The organism is Serratia inhibens (genome assembly GCF_003591175.1).
Classification (GTDB): domain Bacteria; phylum Pseudomonadota; class Gammaproteobacteria; order Enterobacterales; family Enterobacteriaceae; genus Serratia; species Serratia inhibens.
The window spans coordinates 1,310,984-1,334,330 of sequence record NZ_QYYG01000001.1 but is presented as its reverse complement, the minus strand read 5'-3'; the positions used below and the strand labels follow the sequence as shown (position 1 = coordinate 1,334,330).

Below are 23,347 nucleotides of genomic sequence, written 5' to 3'. Positions count from 1 at the left end.
AAGCCGCCGGTGTTAAACCCGGCGGCTTTTTTATTTCCTGCGGCAGGGGCACCGCAGGATGTATCCACATAAATCAGGGGCAAATCTATTCGCCCCCTGTGAGTGAAGATTATTTCTGGTGCCGCTCGCGCAACCGGCCAATCACCTTGCTCAAATCCAGATCCTGATCCTGCAGCAGCACCAGCAGGTGATAAATCAGATCTGAGGCCTCGTTGGTTAACTCTTCACGATCGTTCACCGTGGCGGCCAGCGCGGTCTCCACACCTTCCTCGCCCACCTTCTGCGCAATGCGCTTGGTGCCGCTGGCGTAAAGGCTAGCGGTGTAAGAGCTGTCCGGGCTGGCGGTTTTGCGTTCCGCCAACAGTTGCTCCAGCTGATACAGAAAACCCCAATCGCTGGCGGCCGGGTGGAAGCAGCTGCTGTTGCCCAGGTGGCAGGTTGGGCCAATCGGGTTGGCCAGAATCAACAGCGTATCGTTGTCGCAATCCGGGGTGATGCTGACTACGTTGAGGAAATGGCCGGAGCTTTCACCCTTGGTCCACAGCCGCTGCTTGGTGCGAGAGAAAAAGGTGACCTTGCCGCTTTGTTCGGTAGCGGTCAGCGCTTCCTGATTCATATAACCGAGCATCAGCACTTCGCCGGACACGGCGTGCTGGACGATAACCGGCAGCAGGCTCCCGGTTTTTTCCCAGTCCAGCTGGTTTCTTTGTTGTTCTGTTAACACACGCGAATCTCCACGCCTTGTTCTGCCAGGAACCTTTTCAGTTCGCCGATATTAATGATTTGCTTGTGGAACACCGAAGCGGCCAATGCACCGTCGACGTCCGCATCGCGGAACGCTTCCAGGAAGTGCTCCATGGTGCCTGCACCGCCGGAGGCGATCAGCGGCACTTTGCAGACTTCCCGCACCCGCCGGAGCTGTTCCAGGTCGTAACCGTTGCGCACGCCGTCCTGATTCATCATGTTCAGCACAATCTCGCCGGCACCGCGTTTTTGCGCTTCCTTAACCCAGTCCAGAGTTTCCCACTCTGTGACGCGGGTGCGGCTTTCGTCGCCGGTATACTGATTAACGTGATACTTGCCGGTGTCGGTATCGAACCAGGTATCAATCCCCACCACGATGCACTGCACGCCAAAGCGATCCGCCAGGCGGCTAATCAGCGTCGGGTCGGCCAGCGCCGGTGAGTTAATGGAAATCTTGTCGGCACCGAAAGAGAGGATCTGGCTGGCGTCTTCCGGGCTTTTAATCCCGCCGGCGACGCAGAAGGGAATATCGATCACTTCCGCCACGCGCGACACCCAGCTCTTGTCTACCACCCGGCCATCGCTGGAGGCGGTAATATCGTAGAACACCAACTCGTCCGCGCCTTCCTGCGCATAACGTTGCGCCAACGGCACGATATCGCCGATGATCTCATGGTTGCGGAACTGCACGCCTTTCACTACCTGCCCGTCTTTCACATCCAGACAGGGAATTATCCGTTTTGCCAGCATGCGATCGCCTCCTCAACGCTAAATTTACCTTCCAGCAGGGCTCGGCCTACGATCACGCCTTCAACGCCACTGCCGCGTAACTGGGCGATATCATCCAGATTGCCGATACCGCCGGATGCCTGGAAGGCGATCTGCGGATAGCGGCGGCTGATTTCCCGGTACAGCGCCACGTTAGAGCCGGCCAACGTGCCGTCACGCGAAATATCGGTGCACAGCACGTGCTTCAGGCCGTAGGGCAAGAACTGCTCGACCACCTGTTCCAGCGTGGCGTCGGAGTTCTCCTGCCAGCCGCTGATCGCCACACGCTTGATACCTTCGGCGTCGATGCGCACATCCAGCGCCAGCACCAGGGCTTCCGCGCCGTAGCGTTCGAACCAACCCTGCACCAGTTGCGGCTGTTTTACCGCCGTAGAGCCGATGACGACCCGGGTCGCGCCCGCCTCGAGCAGGGCTGAGACGTCCTGCTCATTGCGAATACCGCCGCCGACCTGTACCGGTACGTTAACCCCTGCCAGCAATTTGCGCAGCAGCGGGATCTGGCGCGCAGCGGGATCTTTGGCACCGGTCAGATCGACCAGATGCAAGACTTGCGCGCCCTGTTGTTGATAGTCCTGCAGGCGTGAGCGCGGATCGTTACCGTAGTCGCGCTGCTGGCCATAATCGCCCTGATGCAAACGCACCACGTTACCGTCGATCAAATCCAAAGCCGGAATAATCATGCTGCCTACATCTCCAGAAAGTTTTTCAACAGCTGCGCGCCGGCCGCTCCAGATCGCTCTGGATGAAACTGCACGCCGAAGAAGTTGTCTTTTTGCACGGCGGCGGTGAAGGGCTCGCCGTAGTTCGCCTGGGCGATGGTGCTTGGGCATATCGGCATCGCATAGCTGTGAACGAAGTAAAAGTAGGCGCCGTCTTCGATGCCGCGGAACAGATGATGGCCCGCCTGCGCGGAAACCTGATTCCAGCCCATGTGCGGCAACGGCAGGCCGAAGTCGGTCATCTGCATCACCGGAGTGTCGATAATGCCCAGCGTGTCGATGCCGCCGCTTTCTTCGCTGCTTTTCGCCAGCAACTGCATGCCGAGGCAAATACCCAGCACCGGCTGGGTGCAGGCCTTGATCAGATCAATCAGCTCGCGCTCTTTCAATTGATCCATCGCCGCCTGCGCGGTGCCGACGCCCGGCAGGAACAGCTTGTCGGCGCGCAACACGATCTCCGGATCACGGCTTACCTCCGGCTGGTAGCCCAACCGCTGCACCGCATAGGTGACGGAAGAGAGGTTGGCGCAGCCGGTGTCCAGAATCACCACGTTCATCACAGCACTCCTTTCGAACTCGGGAGGGTGTTGCCCTCAACGCGGATCGCCTGGCGCAGCGTGCGGCCAAACACTTTGAACAGGCTTTCGACCCGATGGTGGTCGTTTTTGCCTTTGGTTTTCAGGTGCAAGGTGCAGCCCATGGTGTACGACAGCGAACGGAAGAAGTGTTCGACCATTTCGGTGCTGAGATCGCCGACGCGCTGGTAGTTGAACTCGGCTTTATATTCCAGGTGCGGGCGGCCGGAGATATCCAGCGCGCAGCGCGCCAGGCACTCGTCCATTGGCAACACGAAGCCGAAACGGGCGATGCCGCGCTTGTCGCCCAGCGCTTTGTTCAAGGCTTCGCCGAGCGCCAGGCCGGTGTCTTCTACCGTGTGGTGATCGTCGATATACAGGTCGCCTTTCACGTCGATGTCCATACGGAAGCCGCCGTGGGTAGCGATCTGATCCAGCATGTGGTCGAAGAAACCGACGCCGGTCTTGATCTTGCTGCCGCCTTCGCGATCCAGCCAAACGTTGACGTCAATCTGCGTTTCTTTGGTGACGCGGTTGACCCGCGCGTGGCGGTCACGTTGGGTCAGTTGACGGGTGATCTCTTTCCAGCCCAGCGTGTCGCGCTGATAGCGCAACCCCTGAATGCCCATGTTTTCCGCCAATTGAACGTCGGTCGGACGATCGCCGATCACATAGCTGTGGGCGGTATCCATTACGCCCGGTTCCAGATAGCCTTTCACCAGCGCGGTCTTGGGTTTGCGGCAGTCGCAGTTGTCCGCCGGCAGGTGCGGGCAGATCAGGATATCTTCAAAGTGGATGCCCTGTGAGCTGAGGATCTGCATCATCAGGCCATGTGGCGCATCGAAGGTTTCCTGCGGGAAGCTGGTGGTGCCGAGGCCATCCTGATTGGTGATCATCACCAGCTGATAGCCCGCCTGCTGCAAACTCAGCAGCGAAGGGATCACGTCCGGCTCCAGCGCCAGCTTGTCCAGGCGATCGACCTGGAAGTCTTCCGGCGGTTCAGCGATCAGCGTGCCGTCACGGTCAATAAAGAGGAATTTCTGGCTCACATTGGCTCCTGGCGAGTCTCGGTTGCTCCGGGCAGGGCTGACAGCGCATAGACGACGCGCCGGCATTCGTCGCGGGTGCCTATGGTAATGCGCAGGCAACCGGACAACCCAGGCTGTTTATTTTGGTCTCTTAAGATAATGCCCTGATCCCATAAGGTTTTAAACACATTACTTGAGGCAGTGAATCGTGCCAGCAGGTAATTGCTGTCGCTGGTGAAAACCTGTTCAACGCAGGCGCAGTTTTCCAGCTCCCGTTGCAGCCAGCTGCGGTTGGCCGAGATCTCGGTAACGCGCTGACGCATGGTGCGGATCCCTTCGGTGCTGAGCGCCTGAGCGGCGATGTCGGCAACCGGCGTCGACAGCGGGTAGGGGGCAATCACCTTCAGCAGCAGGGTAATGAGCTCTTCGTTAGCCAAAGTGAAACCACAACGCAGGCCGGCCAGCGCGAAGGCCTTCGACAGCGTGCGCAGGATCGCCAGGTGCGGGTAGTCCTTTAACCAACCGGCGCAGCTTGCCTGTGGGCAGAATTCGATATAGGCCTCGTCAATTGCGACGATCGCCTTGCCTTTGGCCATCTCCAGCAGTGTGCGCAGGTCGTCGGGATCGATCAGATTGCCGGTCGGGTTGTTCGGGCTGCAGACATAAATCAGTTTCACGTTGTCCAGGCTGTCGGCGATAGCCGGCAAATCCAACTGCCAGTCTTGCCTGGCCGCCACGGTACGACGCTCCACGCCAAAGGTTTCGGCGCTGACGGCGTACATGCCGTAGGTCGGCGGGCAGAACAAAATAGCGTCTTTGCCCGGCTCGCAGAACGCGCGAATCAGCAGTTCAATGCCTTCATCCGCGCCACGGCTGACCAACACCTGATCCTTATTAACCCCGGCGTAATCGGCATAACGCTCGATCACCAGCGCAGGCTGGCACTCCGGGTAACGGTTAAAGGTCTGAGCGGTCAGTTGGAATTCCGGCGCGATCGGGTATTCGTTGGCATTCAGCCACACGTCGCCGTTGCCGCCCAGGCGGCGTGCCGATTGATAGGGGGTCAGTTCGCGAACGTTGGCGCGTGCCAGGTTTTCAATGCTCATGCTTGCTCCTTCAGGGCGGCAACGCGCAGGGTGACGGCGTTTTTGTGGGCAATCAACTGCTCGGCGGCGGCCAGCGTTTCAATGGTGGCCGCCAGATTCATAAAGCCCTGCGGCGTCAGCTCCTGCACCGTCATGCGTTTCTGGAAATCCGCCAGGCCCAGGCTGGAGCAGGTGGCGGTATAACCGTAAGTCGGCAACACGTGGTTGGTGCCTGATGCATAGTCACCGGCGGATTCCGGCGACCAGTCGCCGAGAAACACCGAACCGGCGCTGGTGATGCTGTCAACCAGTTCGCGGGCGTTGCGGGTTTGAATGATCAGGTGTTCCGGGCCATATTGGTTGCTGATGGCAATGCACTCGTCCAAATCTTTGGCGACGATCAGTCGGCTGCTGGCCAGCGCCTGACGGGCGGTTTCGGCGCGCGGCAACTGGGCCAACTGTTGCTCTACAGCAACGGCCACCGCTTGCGCCATGGCCGCGTCCGGGGTCAACAGGATCACCTGCGAATCCGGGCCGTGCTCCGCCTGCGACAACAGGTCAGAGGCGACGAACGCCGGGGTGGCGCCGCTGTCGGCAATCACCAGCACTTCGGAAGGGCCGGCTGGCATATCGATGGCCGCACCGTCCAGCCGCTGGCTGATCTGGCGTTTGGCTTCGGTGACAAAGGCATTGCCCGGCCCGAAGATTTTCGCCACACGGGGCACGGAATCGGTGCCGAACGCCATGGCGGCAATCGCCTGCGCGCCACCGACCTGAAACACTTCCCGCACGCCGCACAGTTGCGCAGCATAGAGAATTTCGTCGGCAATCGGCGGCGGCGAACAGAGCACCACGCGGCGGCAGCCGGCGATGCGCGCCGGGGTTGCCAGCATCAATACGGTAGAAAACAGCGGTGCGGAACCGCCGGGAATATACAGACCGACCGAATCGATCGGCCGGGTTACCTGCTGGCAGCGTACGCCAGGTTGGGTTTCCACATCGACCGGCGGCAGCTGTTGCGCGTTGTGGAAGGTTTCCACATTGGTCACCGCCACCGCCATTGCCTGCTTGACCTCATCAGTCAGGCGGGTGCCGGCCGCGGCGATTTGTTCTGCGGTGACCCGCAGCGCGCCAACCTCGGTTTTATCAAATTTGGCGCTGTAGTCACGTAGCGCCTGATCACCCTTGGCCTTCACGTTGTCGAGGATTTCGCGCACCGTGCGGGTGATGCTGTCTTCGGCCGCGATCGCCGGGCGCATCAGCAGTTCTGCCCGCTGTTGCGCACTGCAGTCCGCCCAATTGATGAGGGTATTGAAGGTCGACATGGCGTTACTCCATCATCTTCTCAATTGGCAACACCAGAATGGAACTGGCGCCGAGCGCTTTCAGTTTTTCCATGGTTTCCCAGAACAGGGTTTCACTGCTGACCATGTGCATCGCCACGCGGTTTTGCGCACCGGCCAGCGGCAGAATGGTAGGGCGCTCGGCTCCCGGCAGCAGCGCGACGATTTCGTCCAGGCGCTCGCTCGGCGCGTGCAGCATGATGTATTTGGATTCACGCGCCTGGATCACGCCCTGAATACGGGTCATCAGGCGGTCGATCAACTGTTGTTTCGCCTCCGGCATTTCGCCGTCGCGCTGGATCAGGCAGGCTTTGGAACGGTAAATCACTTCGACTTCACGCAGGCCGTTGGCTTCCAGAGTAGCGCCGGTGGAAACCAGGTCGCAGATGGCGTCGGCCAGACCGGCGCGCGGCGCCACTTCGACGGAACCGTTCAGCAGGCAAGATTTGAAACGCACCCCTTGCTTGTCGAGGTATTGCTTCAGCAGGTGCGGGTAGGAGGTGGCGATGCGGGAGTCTTGCAGGCTTTGCGGGCCGTTGTATTCACTGTCGAGCGGTGCGGCCAGCGACAGGCGGCAGCCGCCGAAGTCCAGACGGCGCAGGGTGAAGTAACGCGGGTCTTCGCCCTGCGCGCGGCGGGTGAGCAGCTCTTCTTCCAGCACGTTCTCACCGATGATGCCCAAATCAACCACGCCGTCCATGACCAGCCCTGGGATATCGTCATCGCGCACGCGCAAGATATCAATCGGCATATTCTCGGCGAAGGCAATCAGGCGTTGTTGTTGCAGGTTGATTTTGATCCCGCAGCGCGCCAGCAGTTCCTGGGATTCATCACTCAGGCGGCCCGATTTCTGCATTGCTATCCGTAAACGTGTTTTGTCCAGCATGGTAACCTCTGTTTAATCTGTAATTTTATGAATTTATTGTAAAAATTATTTTTCTGTCTGTCCGGAGCCAAAAAAAAACCCTCGGAAGAAATCTTCCGAGGGCTCTCTCTTGCATTCTGCGCGCCACTGGAAGATTAAGAAACCGTCTCCCAGCACACATCGCCTGAAAGACTAGTCAGGATGATGGTGATGATGGTGGTTGAACTGAATGCGTGTCATGGTGTTTTCTCTGTAAGATGTCGGTACAAACCGAATTGCTAATTAACCTAAACTATCCGCTGTCTGTCGCGCAACCCTTTTTTACGGTCATAAATTTAATTTATTGAAACAGGTTAGGTTATTAGCTGGACACAAGTTTACCTAAGCTTAAATCGGGGCGGATTGTATCCCCTTACGGAGTGGCGTAGCCTTAACGGGTAAAGTGCTGCAATCTTCAGGAGAGGAAGATAATGAAAAAGGTAGCCATTATTGGTCTGGGCTGGCTGGGTATGCCGCTGGCCCTGTCGCTGATGAGCCGTGGGTTTGACGTGGTCGGCAGTAAAACCACGCCGGATGGCGTCGAGGCCGCACGCATGAGCGGGATTGAATGTTATCAGTTGGAAATGACGCCGGAGCTGATTTGCGATCCGGACGATCTGGAACCCTTGCTGGGCGTAGACGCGCTGGTGGTGACGCTTCCCGCTCGCCGCACCGTCGAAGGCAGCGAGAACTACTTCAATGCGGTGCGCATGCTGGTGGACAGCGCAATGGCCTTTGGCGTGTCGCGCATCATTTTTACCAGTTCAACCTCGGTGTATGGCGAAACGGCCGGCACGGTGCGCGAAGATTCGCCGCTGAGGCCGGTGACGCCGTCCGGGCGTGTGCTGGCAGAACTGGAGCGCTGGCTGCATGAACTGCCAAACACCTCGGTGGATATTTTGCGACTGGCGGGGTTGGTGGGGGCGGATCGCCACCCTGGCCGTTTCCTGGCCGGCAAGGTGGATGTCAAGGGCGGCTCGCAAGGGGTCAATTTGGTGCATCAGGATGATGTGATTGCCGCCATTCAACTGTTGCTGAAGCTGCCGAAAGGCGGCCACGTTTATAACCTGTGCGCGCCTGCCCATCCGACCAAGCGCGAGTTCTACCCGGCTCTGGCGGAGCAGTTGCATTTGCCCCCACCGCAGTTTGCCGCCGAGAGCGAGCAGGGCGGTCGGCTGGTGGACGGTAGCCGCATCTGCAACGAGCTGGGGTTTGAATATCAGTACCCGGATCCGGCGCGAATGCCGGTCAACTAATTCGCTTTTTCAAGCCCCGCAGCCGCGGGGTTTTTCGTCTGTGGTTCCCGCGCGAACCTGCTCAAATCTTCCAGCAGCGCGATCAGCGCCTCTTTCGGCTGACCAGGCCGGGTTACCAGACTTAGCATGGCCTGATAAGAGAGCGCCTGCCCGCCAAGCTGTCTTAACTCGCCTTGTTCAACCCAGCGTGCGGCGTAATGGGTCGGCAGGTAGCCGAGATATTCCCCGCTGAGCAACAGATGGGCGACACCTTCCATATGATGGGCAACCGCGCCGAGATTTAACGGCGCGACAGGGCATAGCTGCTGCGCCAACAGATAGCCGCGTTTAACCCAGCGTGCATTTTCGATCTGTTCGCGGCTCGGCTGCTCGACGGTAAATAACGGATGATCGCTACTGCAATAGATCGCCTGCGTTTCGCCGGCCCACGACCGATACTGCAATTCATCCAACTGCTGGCCAAAATAGCCGATGCCCAGATCGAGCTGTTGATTCAGCAGCCCTTGTTCGATTTCGGCGGGGGAGCAAATTCGGCATTGCAACTGAACGTCCTGGTGTCTGCGTTGAAAGCGTTTGATGGCGCGGCTAAACGGATTACCCGGCAACGACACCAGATTGTCCACCAAGCCTATCTGCAGATCGCCGGTCAGTAAGCCGTTTAACGACTGGCTTACCCGGGTAAAGTCGCGTGCGGCGTTGAACAGGTTGCGGCAGGCGATCAGCATGCGCTCCCCTTTCGGGGTCAGCATAAAGCCGGAGCGGCCGCGTTGACACAGGCGAAATCCCAGCCGGGTTTCCAGCGTCGCGAGGTGAGTGCTGATGGTGGACTGATTCATCAACAGCGCCTCCTGAGCCGCGCTGACGCCCTGCGCTTCGGCAACGGCGACAAAAACCCGCAGTAGCCTGAGATCGATATCGCTTAGGTTGGTGAGCATCTTTCCCTCCGCAGAAACAGCCTCTTATTAACCCTTTGATAACATCAGCATGATGGACACCCACCGCGGGGTACCTGGGTTCATATGTCATGGGTTTGAAATAAAAATCAATAGTTCAACACGTTACCGGCATCGGTTTTTTCAATGCTTACATTCCAAAGATGGAATGGTAGCCCGGCCAGGTGGCGGGTAGCCTGTATTTGTTACCTAAATGTTGGAATTTAACAACGGCTGATAAAAGGAAAAAACATGCTGAATCAACCCCAGAGCGGCAACGAGATGCCGCGTTTTGCCGGCATTCCTACCATGATGCGCCTGCCCGTAGCCGACGATGCCCGGGGGCTGAATGCGGCCTTTGTCGGCGTTCCCCTGGATATAGGCACTTCAAATCGCAGCGGCACGCGCTACGGACCACGGCAGATTCGGCAGGAATCGGTGATGCTTCGCCCTTATAACATGGGCACCGGCGCTGCGCCTTTTGAGCGGCTGCAGGTCGCCGATCTGGGCGACGTTGCCATCAATCCCTACAGCCTGGAAGACAGCGTTAACCGTATAGAACTGGCCTATAACGGCATTATTTCCCAGGGGTGCATCCCGCTGACGCTGGGGGGCGATCACACGCTGACGCTGCCGATCCTGCGGGCGGTTGCCCGCCGTTATGGTCCGGTCGGTTTAATCCACGTTGATGCTCATTCCGATACCAACGAAGAGATGTTTGGCGAAAAACTGGCTCATGGCACCACTTTCCGCCGCGCTTATGAAGAGGGGCTGCTGGCGCCGCAGCGGGTGGTGCAAATTGGCTTGCGCGGCAGCGGTTATGCTGCGGACGATTTCGACTGGTCGCGGCGACAGGGATTTCGCGTGGTGCCGGCAGAGGCATGCTGGCATCGCTCGCTGGCACCCTTGATGGAGGAAGTCCGTGAGCAAATGGGCGATGCCCCGGTCTACCTCAGCTTCGACATCGACGGGCTGGATCCGGCGTTTGCGCCAGGCACAGGTACGCCGGAGGTCGGTGGGCTGTCGGTCTGGCAAGGGCTGGAGATCGTCAGAGGGTGCAACGGGGTGAATCTGGTGGGTGCCGATGTGGTGGAGGTGTCGCCTCCCTATGATCGTTCCGGTAACACCGCGCTACTGGCGGCCAATCTGCTGTTTGAAATGCTGTGCGTCCTGCCTGGCAGATAAGACGCCGTGAAATCTGGCCGGCGGTGCCGTTGCGCCTGGGCCCATATAATAACAAGCCTACGGAGTTGCCGATGAATCTCGATCTGCTGGTAGTGGTGTTTTACTTTTTGGTCATAGGGGCTGTGGGCTGGCTTGGCGTTCGCCGAGCCACCACCAAGGAAGATTATCTGGTTGCCGGCCGCAATCTGGGGCCGTGTTTGTACCTGGGAACGCTGTCCGCAGTGGTGCTTGGCGGCGCGTCAACCATCGGCAGCGTTAAACTGGGTTACACCTACGGTATTTCGGGTGTGTGGCTATGCGGCGCGCTGGGGGCGGGCATTGTGGTCCTGAGCACGGTGCTGGCCAAACCGTTGCTCCAGTTAAAGTTGTATACCGTCAGCCAGGTGCTGGCACGGCGCTATCACCCGGCTGCCAGGGTCACCAGCGGTGCCATCATGTTGGCGTATGACCTGATGGTGGCGGTGACGTCGATTATCGCCATCGGCAGTGTGATGCAAGTGATGTTTGAGTTGCCCTTCAGCACGTCAATTCTGCTGGGAGGCGGTTTGGTGGTGCTCTATTCCACATTGGGCGGCATGTGGTCACTGACGCTTACCGATATCATTCAGTTTATCATTATGACCGTGGGTCTGATGCTGGTGCTGATGCCGATGAGCATCGTCAAGGCCGGCGGTTGGGAAGCCTTCGCCAGTCTGTTGCCGGCCAGCTACTATCAGCTGTCATCCATTGGCCTGGACACCATACTGGTGTTTTTCCTGATCTACTTCTTTGGCATCCTGATTGGCCAGGATATCTGGCAGCGGGTGTTTACCGCCCGCAGCGCCAATGTCGCGCGCTATGCCGGTCTGGGGGCTGGAGTGTACTGCGTGCTGTATGGCGTCACAGGCGCGTTGATCGGCATGGCGGGCAAGATAATCCTGCCGCAGTTGGCCAATACAGACGGCGCCTTTGCCGCCATCGCCCAGGCGGTATTACCGGCAGGCATCAGTGGGTTGGTAGCTGCCGCCGCGCTGGCTGCGTTGATGTCAACCGCCAGCGCATGCTTGTTGGCATCGTCAACCATTGCGCTGGAAGACGTATTGCCGGCGATCCGCAAGCGGCCCTCGGGCGGGTTGGTGGCCGGGCGATTTACCACCCTGATCATGGGCGTGATTATGCTGGGGCTGGCGTTTCTGGTACGGGATGTTATGGCGGCACTGACGCTGGCCTATAATCTGCTGGTGGGGGGCATGTTGATCCCGCTGGTCGGCGCGATTTTCTGGCAGCGTGCCACCAGCGCCGGCGCTATCGCCAGCATGTTGGCCGGTAGCCTGTGCGTGTTGGGGCTGATGTATTATCACGGCATTGAGGCCAACAGCCCGATCTATGGCGGCCTGTTGGCGGGCGGCGTAGCCTTTGTGGTAGGGAGTCTGTTGACCCGGCAAAGCCCGCAGCCGCAGGTACAGACTGAGTGATTCGAAAAACGGGGGGGCCGTGCGCAACCCCCGTTGCGGTTTACAACCAGCCGGATTTCTTCAGTTTCTGATACAGGAAGAAGCAACCGGCGAGGGTCACCCCGAGGGTGGTGTGGTAGGCCCAGGGGAATTTCAGCTCGGGCATGTCGTCAAAGTTCATGCCGTACAGGCTGAAAATCACGGTCGGGATCGCCAGGATTGCCCCCCAGCCTGCCAGCCGTTTCACCACTTCGTTCTGTTTAACGGTGACCAGCGCCAGGTTTACATGCATCGCATTGGTCAGCATTTCGCGCATATCGTCGATATTGCTGACCACCTGACGTGCATGATCCTGAACGTCCCGCACGTAGGCACGCAGCTCCTTCGGGATCACCTCTTCATGCAGGCGAATCAGTTGGTTGCAGATTTCGTCCATCGGCAATGCGGCATTGCGCAGCGCCAGCAGATGCCGCCGCAGGGTATAGACGTTCTCGATGGCGGCCTGATCAAATTCCGACTTGAACATATTGGCTTCGATGCCTTCGATGCTCGCCTCGAATTTAGCCACTACGGTGCGGTAGTTATCCACCACAAAATCCAGCACCGAATACAGCGCAAAACCGGGGCCGTGGCACAGTTGCTTCTGGTTCTCTTCCGCTTTGGCTCTGATGGGGGCATAGCTGGGTGACGCGCCGTGGCGCACCGTGATCAGGAAATTTTTACCCACGAAGAAATGGGTTTCGCCGTACTCGACTTCGTTCTTGCCCCCGTGCCACTGTGCGGTTTTCACCACGATAAACAGCGAATCGCCGTAGGCTTCGAGTTTGGGGCGTTGGTGGGCACACAGTGCATCCTCAATCGCCAGATCGTGCAGGCCAAACTCTTCCTGCACCTTGCGCATAAAGGTGTCCTCCGGCTGCCACAACCCAAGCCAGACGAAGGTGTCCGGCTGTTTGACGACTTCGCTGATGTCGTCAATGGTCACTTCACCCAGCCGTTTACCGGCTTTGTACGCCACGCTGTTCACAACCATGGTTGCGGTTTCCATCAGGCCACCTGTTATTCAAGAAGGGTTTTGGTGAGCAAGTAACATTCATGCTCCACCGGGTAATTCTGTAGCGTCATCTGGAGTTGGTAGCCAAGTTTCTCGTAGAACGGCCGCGCCTGGAAACTGAAGGTATCTAAACGAACGTAACGACAGCCACGGGCGATAGCTTCCTGTTCGGCGGCCAGCAGCACTTTACGGCCCAACCCAGTGCCACGCTGCGAGTCCGCCACCCATAACCAGTCGACACTGAGCCAGTAGCCCCAGGTCTCTGCGGTCAGCCCGGCGACAACCTGACCGGAGGCATCCCGGGTATAGACGCCAAGCGGTTTGCGCTGGCTGGCATCAATGTACGGGCTGTTATGGGCCCTCAGACCTTGTCGGATGGCGTCAAGGGTGTCTTCACTGAGCGTATCGGTTACGGTGATGTCCATGTTTCCTCCTGAGTAATCCGTTAACTTAAGCTCAGTTTGGCTAAAATTCAACATATTGAAATTTAAAACAAACGTCGGAATTGATCTGCTGGGCTACACTGAATGGGTCGGTTTTTGTCCAGGAGGATGCCATGCCCCGATTGACCATGATGGCCGGTCTGCTGTTATTCAGTGGCCTGCTGCACGCCGCGCCGGCGGTAACGCAGTTGCAAGACAAGTTGGAACACCCGTGGTCGCTGGCGTTTTTGCCCGGCGATCAGGGGATGTTAATTACCGAACGGCCGGGCCGTTTGCGGCTATGGCAGCAGGGAAAAGGGCTGTCAGCGCCAATTGCCGGCGTGCCGCAGGTGTATGCCGAAGGGCAGGGCGGCCTGTTGGAAGTGCTGTTGGCGCCGGACTTTGCCGATAGCCGGCGGGTCTATCTCAGCTTTGCCGAGGCGGGTGATAACGGCAAGGCGGGTACCGCGGTGGGCTACGGGCGGCTGAGCGCCGACAACCGGCGGCTGGAAGGCTTCAAGGTGATTTTCCGCCAGCAGCCGAAGCTGTCGGTCGGCAACCATTTTGGCGGCAAGCTGGTGTTTGATCGTCAGGGCTATCTGTTTATCGCGTTGGGGGAAAATAACCAACGGCCGACGGCGCAGGATTTGGACAAACTGCAGGGCAAGGTGGTGCGTTTAACCGCCGACGGTGCGGTGCCGCCGGATAATCCGTTTGTCGGCCAGGTCGGCAAGCGGCCGGAGATCTGGTCTTATGGTCACCGTAACCCGCAGGGGCTGGCGCTGAACCCGTGGAGCGGAGCACTCTGGGAGCATGAACACGGCCCGCGTGGCGGCGATGAGATCAATCTTCCTCGGCCGGGCAAAAACTACGGCTGGCCTCTCGCCACTTATGGCATAAATTACTCCGGGCTGGCGATCCCTGAGGCGCAAGGGCAGAAGGTGGCGGGCACCGAACAGCCGCTGCATTACTGGAAAGTGTCGCCGGGCATCAGCGGCATGGCGTTCTACAACGGCAACCGTTTCCCGGAATGGCAGGGCTCGCTGTTTATCGGTGCGCTGGCGCAGGAGGCGTTGATTCGTTTGACGTTGCAGGGGGATAAGGTGATCGCCGAACAGCGGTTGCTGGAGGATCGGGGTGAAAGGATCCGCGAGGTGCGGACCGGGCCGGATGGCTTTATTTATCTGTTAACCGATGCGGATAACGGCAAACTGTTGCGTGTCGGGCTGACGGAGAAATCATAGCGCCCCACAGGGGCGCACAACACTCAGGTCAACTCGCTCATCACGGCGCGTTGATAGGCCGGGCGTTCGGTCAACCGCTGGTACCAGCGTTCCATGTTCGGGCGCGGACGGCGCTCAATCGGCATGGAGAACCAGGCGTAAGCAAAGCTGCCGAGCGTAATGTCGCCGAAACCCAAGGCTTCGCCGGACAGATAAGGCTGGTTGCCCAGAGCGGCTTCCACTACGTCGAAGTGTTTTTCCAGCGTGGCGATCGCCGCTTCGATCTTCGCCATGTCGCGCAGTTCCGGTTTGGTGCGCACCAGGCCCCAGAACACGATAGAAAAGGATGCGACGAGGGTGGAGGTCGTCCAGTCCATCCATTTCTCGGCGCTGGCGCGGGCTTGCAGATCCTGCGGGTAGAATGGCTCGCTGCCAAACTTCGCCGCCAGATAGCGCACGATGGTGTTCGATTCCCACAGCACGAAGTCATCATCTTGCAGCAGCGGTACCAGGCCGTTCGGGTTTAATGAGCGGTAGGCTTCCTCGTTCACCTTGCCGAATGCGCCGCCGGCATTGATATGGGTGTAGCTCAACTCCAGTTCTGCGGCGCACCACAGCACTTTCCTGACATTATTTGAATTCTCACGACCCCAGATGGTCAGCATAGAGCGCCTCTTTAAGCTTCAGCGGATTAACGAACCCAAGCGATTATTCATACGTCACAGTTTGGTTTTTGTCACACCCGAATGGCATTTTTTGCCTGCTTTCAACGTTCCCAGCGGCACACTTCCCAACCGTGCTCGGTCGCCAGCGCATGCAGCTCGCGGTCCGGATTGATCACTGTGGCGCTGTCGACATATTCCAGCATCGCCCTGTCGTTCAGCGAGTCGCTGTAACCGTGGCTGTGTTCGAAGCTCAGCTCCGGGTGTTCCGCCAGCCACTGTTTCAGGCGGATCACCTTGCCTTTCTGATAGGTCATGGTGCCGTAGGTGTTACCGGTGAAGCGCCCGTCTTCAATGGAGACGCCAATCGCCAGCGCGCCGTCGGCACCGAGCTGTTCGGCAATAGGGGCGACCAGATGTTCACCGGTGGCGGAAATGACCAAAATGCAGTCGCCGCGTTCGCGGTGCCACAGCAACCGCTCACGTGCGGCGGGATAAACCCGAGGCAGGATATCGCGCCGGATATAGCGCTGTACCCAACCGGCCACCGTCTGGGTGCTTAAGCCGGTCAGCGGCGCCAGGGTGGCTTGCATGTAGTCTTCCATGGACAGCTTGCCCTGGTAATAGAGCTGCATCAGTTGCTGTTCCTGCTGTTCCAGTTCCGCCGGCGCGAACCCTTGCGCGACTAGCCAACGGATCCACAGGCTGGCGCTGTCATCATCAATCAGGGTCTCATCCAGGTCGAACAAGGCTAAATCCATCAGTATTTCTCCGGCAGGCAGGGAGGGAAACGGGGGGTTGCATACAACAATAGCGGATACCTTACGCCGCGAGCCAGCGGTGGCGACGAAATTGCGCAGAGCATAAGAAACTTTGATGACGGTTTTGCGTCACTTTGTTGAACCTTTGCATATCTTAGAACGCAACAATATTGGCTCGCCCGTCAGGCTGGGTGGTAACTATAGGGGCATGCGCAGGCCATTCAGGAGCTGAAAATGTTGATAATTCGCCTTTATACCGGCCCGGTTTTTGTTGGGGATGACGAGGAACAGGATAATGACACCACCACTGACGCTGAAGACGCTGCCGCTGCTGGATCTTTCGCAGCTTGATGGCGACGCGCAGCAGCGGCAGGCATTTCTCGATGACTTGCGTGCGGCAGCGCGCGATGTCGGTTTCTTTTATCTGCGCGGACACGGCGTAGATACCCGGCTGAATGCGCAGTTGCAGCAGCGAGCAAGGCAATTTTTCGCTCTGCCGGAAGCCGACAAACTGGCGGTGCAGATGGTGCATTCACCGCACTTTCGCGGCTATAACCGTGCAGCGGCCGAACTGACGCGCGGCCAACCGGACTGGCGCGAGCAATTTGACATCGGTGCGGAACGCCCTGCGTTGCAACTGACCGAAGAAACGCCGCGCTGGGCGCGTTTGCAGGGGCCGAATCAATGGCCAGCGGCACTGCCTGAGTTGAAACCGCTGCTGTTGCAATGGCAGCAAGCGATGACCGGCATGTCGTTGCGGTTGCTGCGTGCCTTTGCGCTGGCGCTTTCGTTGCCGGAGCAGGCATTCGATACGCTCTACGGCGAGAAGCCGAATGAACACATCAAGCTGATTCGTTACCCGGGGCGCGAAGCGACCGCCAGCGGGCAAGGGGTTGGCGCCCATAAGGATTCCGGTTTTCTCAGCTTTCTGCTGCAGGACCGGCAGAAAGGTTTGCAGGTCGAAGTCAGCGAGGGGAACTGGGTCGATGCCGAGCCGCGCGAGGAGACCTTTGTGGTCAACATCGGCGAGCTGCTGGAACTGGCGACCAACGGTTATTTGCGCGCTACCGTGCATAGGGTGGAGACACCGCCGGCGGGAAGCGATCGCTTGTCGATCGCTTTCTTCCTGGGGGCGCGATTGGACGCCGTGGTGCCGTTGTATCAATTGCCTGCGCAACTGGCGGCAGAGGCTCAGGGCCCGGCCAGCGATCCGCATAATCCGCTGTTCCGCGACGTGGGCTTTAACTATCTGAAGGGGCGGATACGCTCCCACCCCGATGTGGCGCAGCGCCACTATCAGGATGTCGTCGGCGTTTGAATGCCGGATAACACAAAAAGGCCTGGCAGTAAGCCAGGCCTTTTTACCTCATGCTTATGACGGGGGATTATTCCGCCAGTGCCTGACGCAGATCGGCGATCAAATCTTCCGCATCCTCAATCCCCACCGACAAGCGCAGCAGTTGCGGCGTGATGCCGGTTTTCAGCCGCTGATCCAGCGGGATCGACGCATGGGTCATGCTGAATGGCTGGCTGATCAAGCTTTCAACGCCGCCCAGGCTTTCCGCCAGAGTGAACAGTCGCGAACGTTTGATCACCCGGCGCGCAAAGGCGTCATCCCCTTTCAACCGGACCGAAATCATGCCGCCGAAGCTGCTCATTTGCTTCGCCGCCAGCGCGTGTTGCGGGTGGCTCGGCAGGCCCGGGTAGTAGACGTCCTCCACCTGCGGCTGGGTTTCCAGCCACTGGGCGATACGCAATGCGCTGTTGCTGTGGCGCTCCATGCGCAACGCCAGCGTACGGATGCCGCGCAGCGTCAGGAAACTGCTGAATGGATCGAGGATGCCGCCCACTGCGTTCTGCAGGAAGCCCAGCTGTTCCGCCAGCGCCGCGTTATCGCCCACGGCGGCAACCCCGGCCACCACGTCGGAATGCCCATTAAGGTATTTGGTGGCGGAATGCACCACCACATCGAACCCCAGTTCCAGCGGCCGCTGAATATACGGCGAGGCGAAAGTGTTGTCCGCCACGCTGATCAACCCGTGTTTTTTGGCGATAGCGGCAATGGCGCTCAGATCGGCCAGCTTCAATAGCGGGTTGGTGGGCGTTTCCACCCAGATCATTTTGGTATCCGGCTCTATCGCCTGCTCCAGCGCGGCGATGTCCGCCGGAGAAACATAGGTGACGCGTAAACCGGCGGTGCGGCTGCGTACTTTTTCCAGCAGGCGGTAGGTACCGCCGTACAGATCGTCGACCGCCACCAGATGGCTGCCCTGATCGAGCAGCTCCAGCACCGTTGAGCAGGCCGCCAGGCCGGAGGCAAAGGCGTAGCCGCGGCTGCCGCCTTCCAGTTCGGCTATGGCGCTTTCCAGCGCGGTGCGCGTTGGGTTGGCGCTGCGTGAATATTCATAGCCGGTGTGCTCGCCCGGCGCCGGTTGGGCGTAGGTCGAGGTCGCGTAGATAGCCGGCATCACTGCACCTGTGGCGTCCGGGGTATACCCGGCATGAACGGTCAACGTATCAAACTTGGCCATACAATCATCCTTATTAGCGTAATTTTTGGCGCCAGGCGTTAAGCACGTCTGTCCGGGTGATCAGGCCGAGGAAGCGCTCGCCATCGAGCACCACCGCAACGTGGCCGTGATTGAAGGTGGCGAGCAAATCCTGATAGCTGGCCTCTTTTTGCAAGGTGTTGACTGACTGGGTCATGGCGCGGGTGGCCGGCAGACTAAAGTGGCTGGCGTCTGCCTGAACCGCATTGAGCAGATCCCACTCATCGATCAGGCCGACCACGCGATCGCCTTCCAGTACCGGCAATTGCGAAATGTCATACAGCCGCATGCGGGCATGAACGATCGCCAAGGTATCTTCCGGCGCGACCGACACCGCTGCGCCCTCGTCGTGACGGTAGGCGATCAGATCGCGCAGATCGTCGTGCTGCGGTTTGCTCAGCAGGCCCTGTTCCAGCATCCAGTGATCGTTATACATTTTAGACAGGTATTTGTTGCCGCTGTCGCAGACGAAGGTGACCACGCGTTTCGGCTCGGTCTGCGCCCGGCAATAGCGCAGCGCGGCGGCTAAAAGCGTACCGGTGGACGAGCCGGCCAACAAGCCTTCTTTACGCAGCAGATCGCGCGCGGTGGTAAAGGCTTCGGCGTCGCCGATGCGGTAGGCGTTACGCACCTGATTGAAATCGCTCAGCGGCGGAATGAAATCTTCGCCGATGCCTTCCACCAGCCAACTGCCGGCTTCGCCGATCTGGCCGCTGTCGAGATAATCCGCCAGGATCGAGCCGGCAGGATCGGCCAACACAAACTCGGTTTGCGGCGATACGTCGGCAAAATACCGGCTCAGGCCGCCGAGCGTGCCGCCGGAGCCGACGCCGACCACGATGGCGTCCACCCGATTCTCCATCTGTTGCCATAACTCCGGCGCGGTAGTGCGGGTATGGGCTGCCGGGTTGGCCGGGTTGTTGAACTGATCGATATAGAAAGCGCCGGGGATCTCATCCGCCAGCCGTTTGGCGTAATCCTGATAATAAGCCGGGTGGCCTTTGCCCACGTCCGAGCGCGTCAGCACCACCTCAACCCCCAGCGCACGCAGATGGAAAATCTTCTCGCGGCTCATTTTGTCCGGCACCACCAGCAGCAGTTTGTAGCCCTTCAGGGCCGCCACCAGCGCCAGCCCCAGGCCGGTATTGCCGGCGGTAGCTTCAATGATGGTGCCGCCGGGCAGCAGGCTACCGTCGCGCTCTGCCTGCTCGATCATCGACAACGCCACGCGATCCTTGATCGAACCGCCGGGGTTTTGGTTTTCCAGCTTGACGAACAGCCGGCAGGGGCCGGTATCGAACTGGGTCAGTTCCAGCATCGGGGTATTGCCGATCATGTCGATGACGGAGTGCGGTATTGCCATGATTAATCTCCAGGATAATTCGGTTTAAAAACCGTTATCTGGATGATAGCGCTATGAATAAGCGCATTAAAAAGAACAAATAACCGTTGAATATGCATTTTTGGAATATATTAGTCTGATTTGGACGTATGGATGCGCAGATGTGCAGCGGTTCAGATGTGCAGCCGTATAGCCGTTGGTGGTATAAAAAAACACCGGATGGCTGGCTTTTTATCCAAATTGCGCGACAGAGCGTACAGTTATGTAAAAATGATGAAAATTCATCCTAAACCCTGCAAAAATAAGATAAATCTAATAAACTCACAGCAAGGGCATTTTTGGTGCGCTGCTCACCCGCTGGGGGGCCGCAGGGAGTCTGCGGTTGGCAAACGCGCGCCGAGCCACTCTCGCTGGTTGGCTGAAAACGTGAACATGTTTGAAAGTTAACGCTATTTCAATGATTTGAATGGACACTCTGGCGACGTCATGATGAAAAAAAACTTATCCACCTCCCTGAAAAAATTGACCTTTAGCGTCAGCATTTTGTTGCTGGCTACACCCGCGCTCCACGCCGCCGAAGCGCCGGCGGCCCCGCAGGTTGACGCCAAGGCGTTTGTGCTGATGGATTACAACAGCGGCAAAATCCTGACGGAGGGCAATGCCGATACGCGTCTCGACCCCGCCAGCCTGACCAAGATCATGTCCAGTTATGTGATAGGCCAGGCGATCAAGGCCGGCAAGATCAAACCGGAGGATATGGTGACCGTCGGTAAGGACGCCTGGGCAACCGGCAACCCGGCGCTGCGCGGCTCTTCGCTGATGTTTATCAAACCGGGCGATCAGGTACCGGTGATGGAATTGAACAAGGGCATTGTCATTCAGTCGGGTAATGATGCCAGCATCGCATTGGCCGATTATGTGGCGGGCAGCCAGGATTCGTTCGTCGGCCTGATGAATAACTACGCTAAATCTCTGGGCCTGCAGAATACCCATTTCCTGACGGTGCACGGCCTGGATGCGGAAGGGCAGTACAGCACCGCGCGCGATATGGCATTGCTGAGCCAGGCGCTGATCCGCGACGTGCCGGATGAGTATGCGCTGCATAAAGAAAAAGAGTTCACCTTCAACAAGATCCGTCAGGTTAACCGTAACCGCCTGCTGTGGAGCTCCAACCTGAATGTCGACGGCATCAAAACCGGCTACACCGGCGGTGCCGGCCATAACCTGGTGGCATCCGCTACCGACGGCCCAATGCGTCTGATCTCGGTGGTGCTGGGCGCGCCGAGTGACCGTATTCGCTTCAGCGAAAGTGAAAAACTGCTGACCTGGGGTTTCCGCTTCTACGAAACCGTAACGCCGATCAAGACCGACAAGCCGTTTGTTACCCAACGCGTGTGGTTCGGTGAAATCAACGAAGTGCCGCTTGGCGTCGCCAAAGATGCGGCGGTAACTATCCCGAAAGGGCAGATGAAAAATCTGAAAGCCAGTTACAAACTGAATCAGCCAACGCTGGAAGCGCCGCTGGCGAAAAACCAGGTGGTGGGCACCATTGATTTCCAACTGGACGGTAAAACCATTGAGCAATATCCGCTGGTGGTGATGCAGGAAGTGAAAGAAGGCAACTTCTTCAGCCGCATTTGGGACATGGTGATGATGAAGCTGACCCAGTGGTTCGGCAGCGTCTTCGGTTAACTTCTCGGTTAATGCGGTCAAATGAGAAGGGCATACTCAACCATGCCCTTCTTGTTTTGTTATAGCCAAAATAATTGGAGTTGCATCACAACAAAACCAACGATTTTGTTGAACAGCGCTTGCGCTGGCCCCAACGGGGCGAGGCTTTGCCGAGTAACGCGGCAAGAGCGTGAGTCCCCAGGAGCTTACTCAGGTAAGTGACTGGGGTGAACGCACGCAGGCAACACAGATGCAGCTTCAAGTATGAAGGATATTCAGTTACAGGCCACAACCTTGATCGCCAGGCCACCTTGCGAGGTTTCGCGGTATTTGGCGTTCATGTCTTTGCCCGTCTCATACATGGTTTCAATCACTTTATCCAGGCACACGCGCGGCTCGCTGGTGCGACGCAGCGCCATGCGTGCGGCGTTGACCGCCTTCACCGCAGAAATCGCGTTACGTTCGATACAAGGCACCTGAACCTGGCCGGCCAGCGGATCGCAGGTCAACCCCAGATGGTGCTCCATGGCGATTTCCGCCGCGATGCAAACCTGCTCCGGGCTACCGCCCATCAGCTCCGCCAATCCCGCCGCCGCCATTGAGCAGGCGACGCCCACTTCCCCCTGACAACCCACTTCTGCGCCGGAAATAGACGCGTTCATCTTGTACAGCGCGCCGATCACGCCGGACGCCAGGAAATAACGGGTGTAGGAATTAGGATTCACCGGGCGAATAAACTGATCGTAATAGGCCAGCACCGCCGGGATGATGCCGCAGGCACCGTTGGTCGGCGCCGTCACCACGCGGCCGCCGGCGGCGTTCTCTTCGTTCACGGCGAAGGCGAACATGTTGATCCAGTCAACCACGTTCATCGGGTCGATATTGTTCTTGTCGCCGGTGACCAGCATACGGCGCAGGGCGGCGGCACGACGCTGGACTTTCATCGGGCCGGGTAACAGACCTTCGCTGTTCATGCCGCGTTCGATGCCGGCGCGCATCACCTGCCAGACGTCGGCGAAGTGGGCGTCGATCTCGGCCTTGCTGTGCAACGCCAGCTCGTTTTGCATCACCATGCCGGACAACGACAGGCCGGCGTCTTTGCAGTGCTGCTGCAGGTCGCGTGCCGATCGGAACGGATAGGGCACCTGAACCTGATGTGTCGCGGGTTGGCCGAAGTGTTCTTCATCGACGATAAAGCCACCGCCGGTCGAGTAATAGGTTTTACTGTGCAGCAGTTGCTCGCCGCCAAAGGCGCGAATGCGCATGCCGTTCTCGTGCAGCGGCAGGTTATCGCTGTGGAAGTTCATGCCGCCTTGCAACGGGAAATCCACCTCATGGCGGCCGTTAGCCAGCAGCAGGCGACCGCGTTGTTCTACGTCGCGGATAAAACCGGCGATGCCGTCAATGTCCACGTCATGCGGCAGGTTGCCCGCCAGCCCCATGATAATCGCGATATCGGTGTGGTGACCTTTGCCGGTCAGCGACAGCGAACCGTACACGTCCACTACCACGCGGGTGGTATCCATCAACTGCTGATTGGCAATCAACTCCTCGATGAACTGCTTGCCGGCTTTCATCGGGCCGACGGTGTGGGAGCTGGATGGGCCAATACCAATTTTGAAAATATCGAAAACGCTGACCATGGTCTCGCCTCCTTCTTCAGGTGTTAT

23 protein-coding genes and 1 other annotated feature are annotated in these 23,347 nt (G+C 58.6%); of the genes, 6 read left to right on the top strand and 17 right to left on the bottom strand.

Going from position 1 to position 23,347, the window contains the following annotated elements; translation table 11 throughout:
• Positions 1-109 precede the first annotated feature (109 nt).
• The 9 genes from hisIE to hisL form a co-directional block, all read right to left on the bottom strand.
• Positions 110-724, bottom strand: a complete 615-nt coding sequence (hisIE, locus tag D4100_RS06380) for a bifunctional phosphoribosyl-AMP cyclohydrolase/phosphoribosyl-ATP diphosphatase HisIE (protein ID WP_119803590.1) — start codon at positions 722-724, stop codon at positions 110-112.
• The gene (gene hisF, locus D4100_RS06375; RefSeq protein WP_006320931.1) at positions 718-1,494 is read right to left on the bottom strand and encodes an imidazole glycerol phosphate synthase subunit HisF; all 777 of its coding nucleotides are present in this window, start codon (positions 1,492-1,494) and stop codon (positions 718-720) included. The genes hisIE and hisF overlap by 7 nt, the downstream gene beginning before the upstream one ends.
• Complete coding sequence (gene hisA, locus D4100_RS06370; protein WP_006320930.1) at positions 1,476-2,213, bottom strand: 1-(5-phosphoribosyl)-5-[(5-phosphoribosylamino)methylideneamino]imidazole-4-carboxamide isomerase; 738 nt, start codon at positions 2,211-2,213, stop codon at positions 1,476-1,478. The genes hisF and hisA overlap by 19 nt, the downstream gene beginning before the upstream one ends.
• A gap of 5 nt (positions 2,214-2,218) precedes the next feature.
• On the bottom strand, positions 2,219-2,809 hold the full coding sequence (gene hisH, locus D4100_RS06365) for an imidazole glycerol phosphate synthase subunit HisH (RefSeq protein ID WP_006320929.1): 591 nt from the start codon (positions 2,807-2,809) through the stop codon (positions 2,219-2,221).
• Complete coding sequence (hisB, locus tag D4100_RS06360) at positions 2,809-3,876, bottom strand: bifunctional histidinol-phosphatase/imidazoleglycerol-phosphate dehydratase HisB (RefSeq protein ID WP_006320928.1); 1,068 nt, start codon at positions 3,874-3,876, stop codon at positions 2,809-2,811. The genes hisH and hisB overlap by 1 nt, the downstream gene beginning before the upstream one ends.
• Positions 3,873-4,961, bottom strand: coding sequence for a histidinol-phosphate transaminase (hisC, locus tag D4100_RS06355; RefSeq protein WP_119803588.1), 1,089 nt, complete (start codon positions 4,959-4,961; stop codon positions 3,873-3,875). The genes hisB and hisC overlap by 4 nt, the downstream gene beginning before the upstream one ends.
• On the bottom strand, positions 4,958-6,265 hold the full coding sequence (gene hisD, locus D4100_RS06350; RefSeq protein WP_006320926.1) for a histidinol dehydrogenase: 1,308 nt from the start codon (positions 6,263-6,265) through the stop codon (positions 4,958-4,960). Before hisD ends, hisC begins: the two co-directional genes overlap by 4 nt.
• Positions 6,266-6,269: 4 nt before the next feature.
• Positions 6,270-7,169: an ATP phosphoribosyltransferase gene (hisG, locus tag D4100_RS06345; RefSeq protein ID WP_004942454.1), complete on the bottom strand. Its 900-nt coding sequence runs from the start codon at positions 7,167-7,169 to the stop codon at positions 6,270-6,272.
• Positions 7,170-7,238: 69 nt separating this feature from the next.
• Positions 7,239-7,365: a sequence feature (His leader region), on the bottom strand.
• The gene (hisL, locus tag D4100_RS06340; RefSeq protein WP_110605893.1) at positions 7,341-7,388 is read right to left on the bottom strand and encodes a his operon leader peptide; all 48 of its coding nucleotides are present in this window, start codon (positions 7,386-7,388) and stop codon (positions 7,341-7,343) included. (Overlaps the previous feature by 25 nt.)
• A gap of 230 nt (positions 7,389-7,618) precedes the next feature.
• Between hisL and D4100_RS06335 the strand changes: the two genes are divergently transcribed.
• Entirely contained in the window at positions 7,619-8,443 is an 825-nt protein-coding gene (locus D4100_RS06335) for an SDR family oxidoreductase (RefSeq protein ID WP_006320925.1), read from the top strand.
• Here the strand turns inward: D4100_RS06335 and D4100_RS06330 are convergent.
• Complete coding sequence (locus tag D4100_RS06330) at positions 8,440-9,378, bottom strand: LysR family transcriptional regulator (RefSeq protein WP_119803586.1); 939 nt, start codon at positions 9,376-9,378, stop codon at positions 8,440-8,442. The two genes, D4100_RS06335 and D4100_RS06330, sit on opposite strands and share 4 nt — an antisense overlap.
• A 249-nt stretch (positions 9,379-9,627) precedes the next feature.
• On the opposite strand from D4100_RS06330, the gene speB reads away from it, so the two are divergent.
• On the top strand, positions 9,628-10,560 hold the full coding sequence (gene speB, locus D4100_RS06325; protein ID WP_006320923.1) for an agmatinase: 933 nt from the start codon (positions 9,628-9,630) through the stop codon (positions 10,558-10,560).
• 71 nt (positions 10,561-10,631) lie between these two features.
• Positions 10,632-12,014 (top strand): sodium:solute symporter family protein, encoded by a 1,383-nt coding sequence (locus tag D4100_RS06320; RefSeq protein ID WP_006320922.1) that lies wholly within the window; start codon positions 10,632-10,634, stop codon positions 12,012-12,014.
• 40 nt (positions 12,015-12,054) lie between these two features.
• Here D4100_RS06320 and D4100_RS06315 read toward each other — a convergent pair whose 3' ends face one another.
• Both D4100_RS06315 and D4100_RS06310 read right to left on the bottom strand, forming a co-directional pair.
• Complete coding sequence (locus D4100_RS06315) at positions 12,055-13,041, bottom strand: magnesium and cobalt transport protein CorA (protein ID WP_119803584.1); 987 nt, start codon at positions 13,039-13,041, stop codon at positions 12,055-12,057.
• A gap of 11 nt (positions 13,042-13,052) precedes the next feature.
• On the bottom strand, positions 13,053-13,472 hold the full coding sequence (locus D4100_RS06310; protein ID WP_006320920.1) for a GNAT family N-acetyltransferase: 420 nt from the start codon (positions 13,470-13,472) through the stop codon (positions 13,053-13,055).
• 131 nt (positions 13,473-13,603) lie between these two features.
• On the opposite strand from D4100_RS06310, the gene D4100_RS06305 reads away from it, so the two are divergent.
• Positions 13,604-14,713, top strand: coding sequence for a PQQ-dependent sugar dehydrogenase (locus tag D4100_RS06305; RefSeq protein WP_119803582.1), 1,110 nt, complete (start codon positions 13,604-13,606; stop codon positions 14,711-14,713).
• 23 nt (positions 14,714-14,736) lie between these two features.
• On the opposite strand, the gene D4100_RS06300 is transcribed toward D4100_RS06305, so the two are convergent.
• Both D4100_RS06300 and D4100_RS06295 read right to left on the bottom strand, forming a co-directional pair.
• Entirely contained in the window at positions 14,737-15,357 is a 621-nt protein-coding gene (locus D4100_RS06300; RefSeq protein ID WP_119803580.1) for a glutathione S-transferase family protein, read from the bottom strand.
• Between the two features lie 101 nt (positions 15,358-15,458).
• Entirely contained in the window at positions 15,459-16,115 is a 657-nt protein-coding gene (locus D4100_RS06295; protein ID WP_119803578.1) for an HAD family hydrolase, read from the bottom strand.
• A 295-nt stretch (positions 16,116-16,410) separates the two neighbouring features.
• On the opposite strand from D4100_RS06295, the gene D4100_RS06290 reads away from it, so the two are divergent.
• Positions 16,411-17,433, top strand: coding sequence for an isopenicillin N synthase family dioxygenase (locus D4100_RS06290; RefSeq protein WP_119803576.1), 1,023 nt, complete (start codon positions 16,411-16,413; stop codon positions 17,431-17,433).
• A 67-nt stretch (positions 17,434-17,500) separates the two neighbouring features.
• Here the strand turns inward: D4100_RS06290 and D4100_RS06285 are convergent, their stop codons facing one another.
• A complete protein-coding gene (locus tag D4100_RS06285) occupies positions 17,501-18,646 on the bottom strand; it encodes a trans-sulfuration enzyme family protein (RefSeq protein WP_119803574.1) in 1,146 nt (381 codons plus the stop codon).
• A 13-nt stretch (positions 18,647-18,659) separates the two neighbouring features.
• On the bottom strand, positions 18,660-20,027 hold the full coding sequence (locus D4100_RS06280) for a pyridoxal-phosphate dependent enzyme (RefSeq protein ID WP_119803572.1): 1,368 nt from the start codon (positions 20,025-20,027) through the stop codon (positions 18,660-18,662).
• Positions 20,028-20,492: 465 nt separating this feature from the next.
• Between D4100_RS06280 and D4100_RS06275 the strand changes: the two genes are divergently transcribed.
• Positions 20,493-21,698: a serine hydrolase gene (locus D4100_RS06275; RefSeq protein ID WP_006320913.1), complete on the top strand. Its 1,206-nt coding sequence runs from the start codon at positions 20,493-20,495 to the stop codon at positions 21,696-21,698.
• Between the two features lie 254 nt (positions 21,699-21,952).
• Here the strand turns inward: D4100_RS06275 and D4100_RS06265 are convergent, their stop codons facing one another.
• On the bottom strand, positions 21,953-23,320 hold the full coding sequence (locus tag D4100_RS06265) for an L-serine ammonia-lyase (protein WP_006320912.1): 1,368 nt from the start codon (positions 23,318-23,320) through the stop codon (positions 21,953-21,955).
• Positions 23,321-23,347 lie beyond the last annotated feature (27 nt).

Bases quoted from the DNA above. Each gene is read 5' to 3' on its own strand.
- hisF (WP_006320931.1), bottom strand. From the start codon at position 1,494: ATGCTGGCAAAACGGATAATTCCCTGTCTGGATGTGAAAGACGGGCAG.
- hisA (WP_006320930.1), bottom strand. From the start codon at position 2,213: ATGATTATTCCGGCTTTGGATTTGATCGACGGTAACGTGGTGCGTTTG.
- hisH (WP_006320929.1), bottom strand. From the start codon at position 2,809: ATGAACGTGGTGATTCTGGACACCGGCTGCGCCAACCTCTCTTCCGTC.
- hisC (WP_119803588.1), bottom strand. From the start codon at position 4,961: ATGAGCATTGAAAACCTGGCACGCGCCAACGTTCGCGAACTGACCCCC.
- hisD (WP_006320926.1), bottom strand. From the start codon at position 6,265: ATGTCGACCTTCAATACCCTCATCAATTGGGCGGACTGCAGTGCGCAA.
- hisG (WP_004942454.1), bottom strand. From the start codon at position 7,169: ATGCTGGACAAAACACGTTTACGGATAGCAATGCAGAAATCGGGCCGC.
- D4100_RS06335 (WP_006320925.1), top strand. From the start codon at position 7,619: ATGAAAAAGGTAGCCATTATTGGTCTGGGCTGGCTGGGTATGCCGCTG.
- D4100_RS06330 (WP_119803586.1), bottom strand. From the start codon at position 9,378: ATGCTCACCAACCTAAGCGATATCGATCTCAGGCTACTGCGGGTTTTT.
- speB (WP_006320923.1), top strand. From the start codon at position 9,628: ATGCTGAATCAACCCCAGAGCGGCAACGAGATGCCGCGTTTTGCCGGC.
- D4100_RS06320 (WP_006320922.1), top strand. From the start codon at position 10,632: ATGAATCTCGATCTGCTGGTAGTGGTGTTTTACTTTTTGGTCATAGGG.
- D4100_RS06315 (WP_119803584.1), bottom strand. From the start codon at position 13,041: ATGGAAACCGCAACCATGGTTGTGAACAGCGTGGCGTACAAAGCCGGT.
- D4100_RS06310 (WP_006320920.1), bottom strand. From the start codon at position 13,472: ATGGACATCACCGTAACCGATACGCTCAGTGAAGACACCCTTGACGCC.
- D4100_RS06305 (WP_119803582.1), top strand. From the start codon at position 13,604: ATGCCCCGATTGACCATGATGGCCGGTCTGCTGTTATTCAGTGGCCTG.
- D4100_RS06300 (WP_119803580.1), bottom strand. From the start codon at position 15,357: ATGCTGACCATCTGGGGTCGTGAGAATTCAAATAATGTCAGGAAAGTG.
- D4100_RS06295 (WP_119803578.1), bottom strand. From the start codon at position 16,115: ATGGATTTAGCCTTGTTCGACCTGGATGAGACCCTGATTGATGATGAC.
- D4100_RS06290 (WP_119803576.1), top strand. From the start codon at position 16,411: ATGACACCACCACTGACGCTGAAGACGCTGCCGCTGCTGGATCTTTCG.
- D4100_RS06285 (WP_119803574.1), bottom strand. From the start codon at position 18,646: ATGGCCAAGTTTGATACGTTGACCGTTCATGCCGGGTATACCCCGGAC.
- D4100_RS06280 (WP_119803572.1), bottom strand. From the start codon at position 20,027: ATGGCAATACCGCACTCCGTCATCGACATGATCGGCAATACCCCGATG.
- D4100_RS06275 (WP_006320913.1), top strand. From the start codon at position 20,493: ATGATGAAAAAAAACTTATCCACCTCCCTGAAAAAATTGACCTTTAGC.
- D4100_RS06265 (WP_006320912.1), bottom strand. From the start codon at position 23,320: ATGGTCAGCGTTTTCGATATTTTCAAAATTGGTATTGGCCCATCCAGC.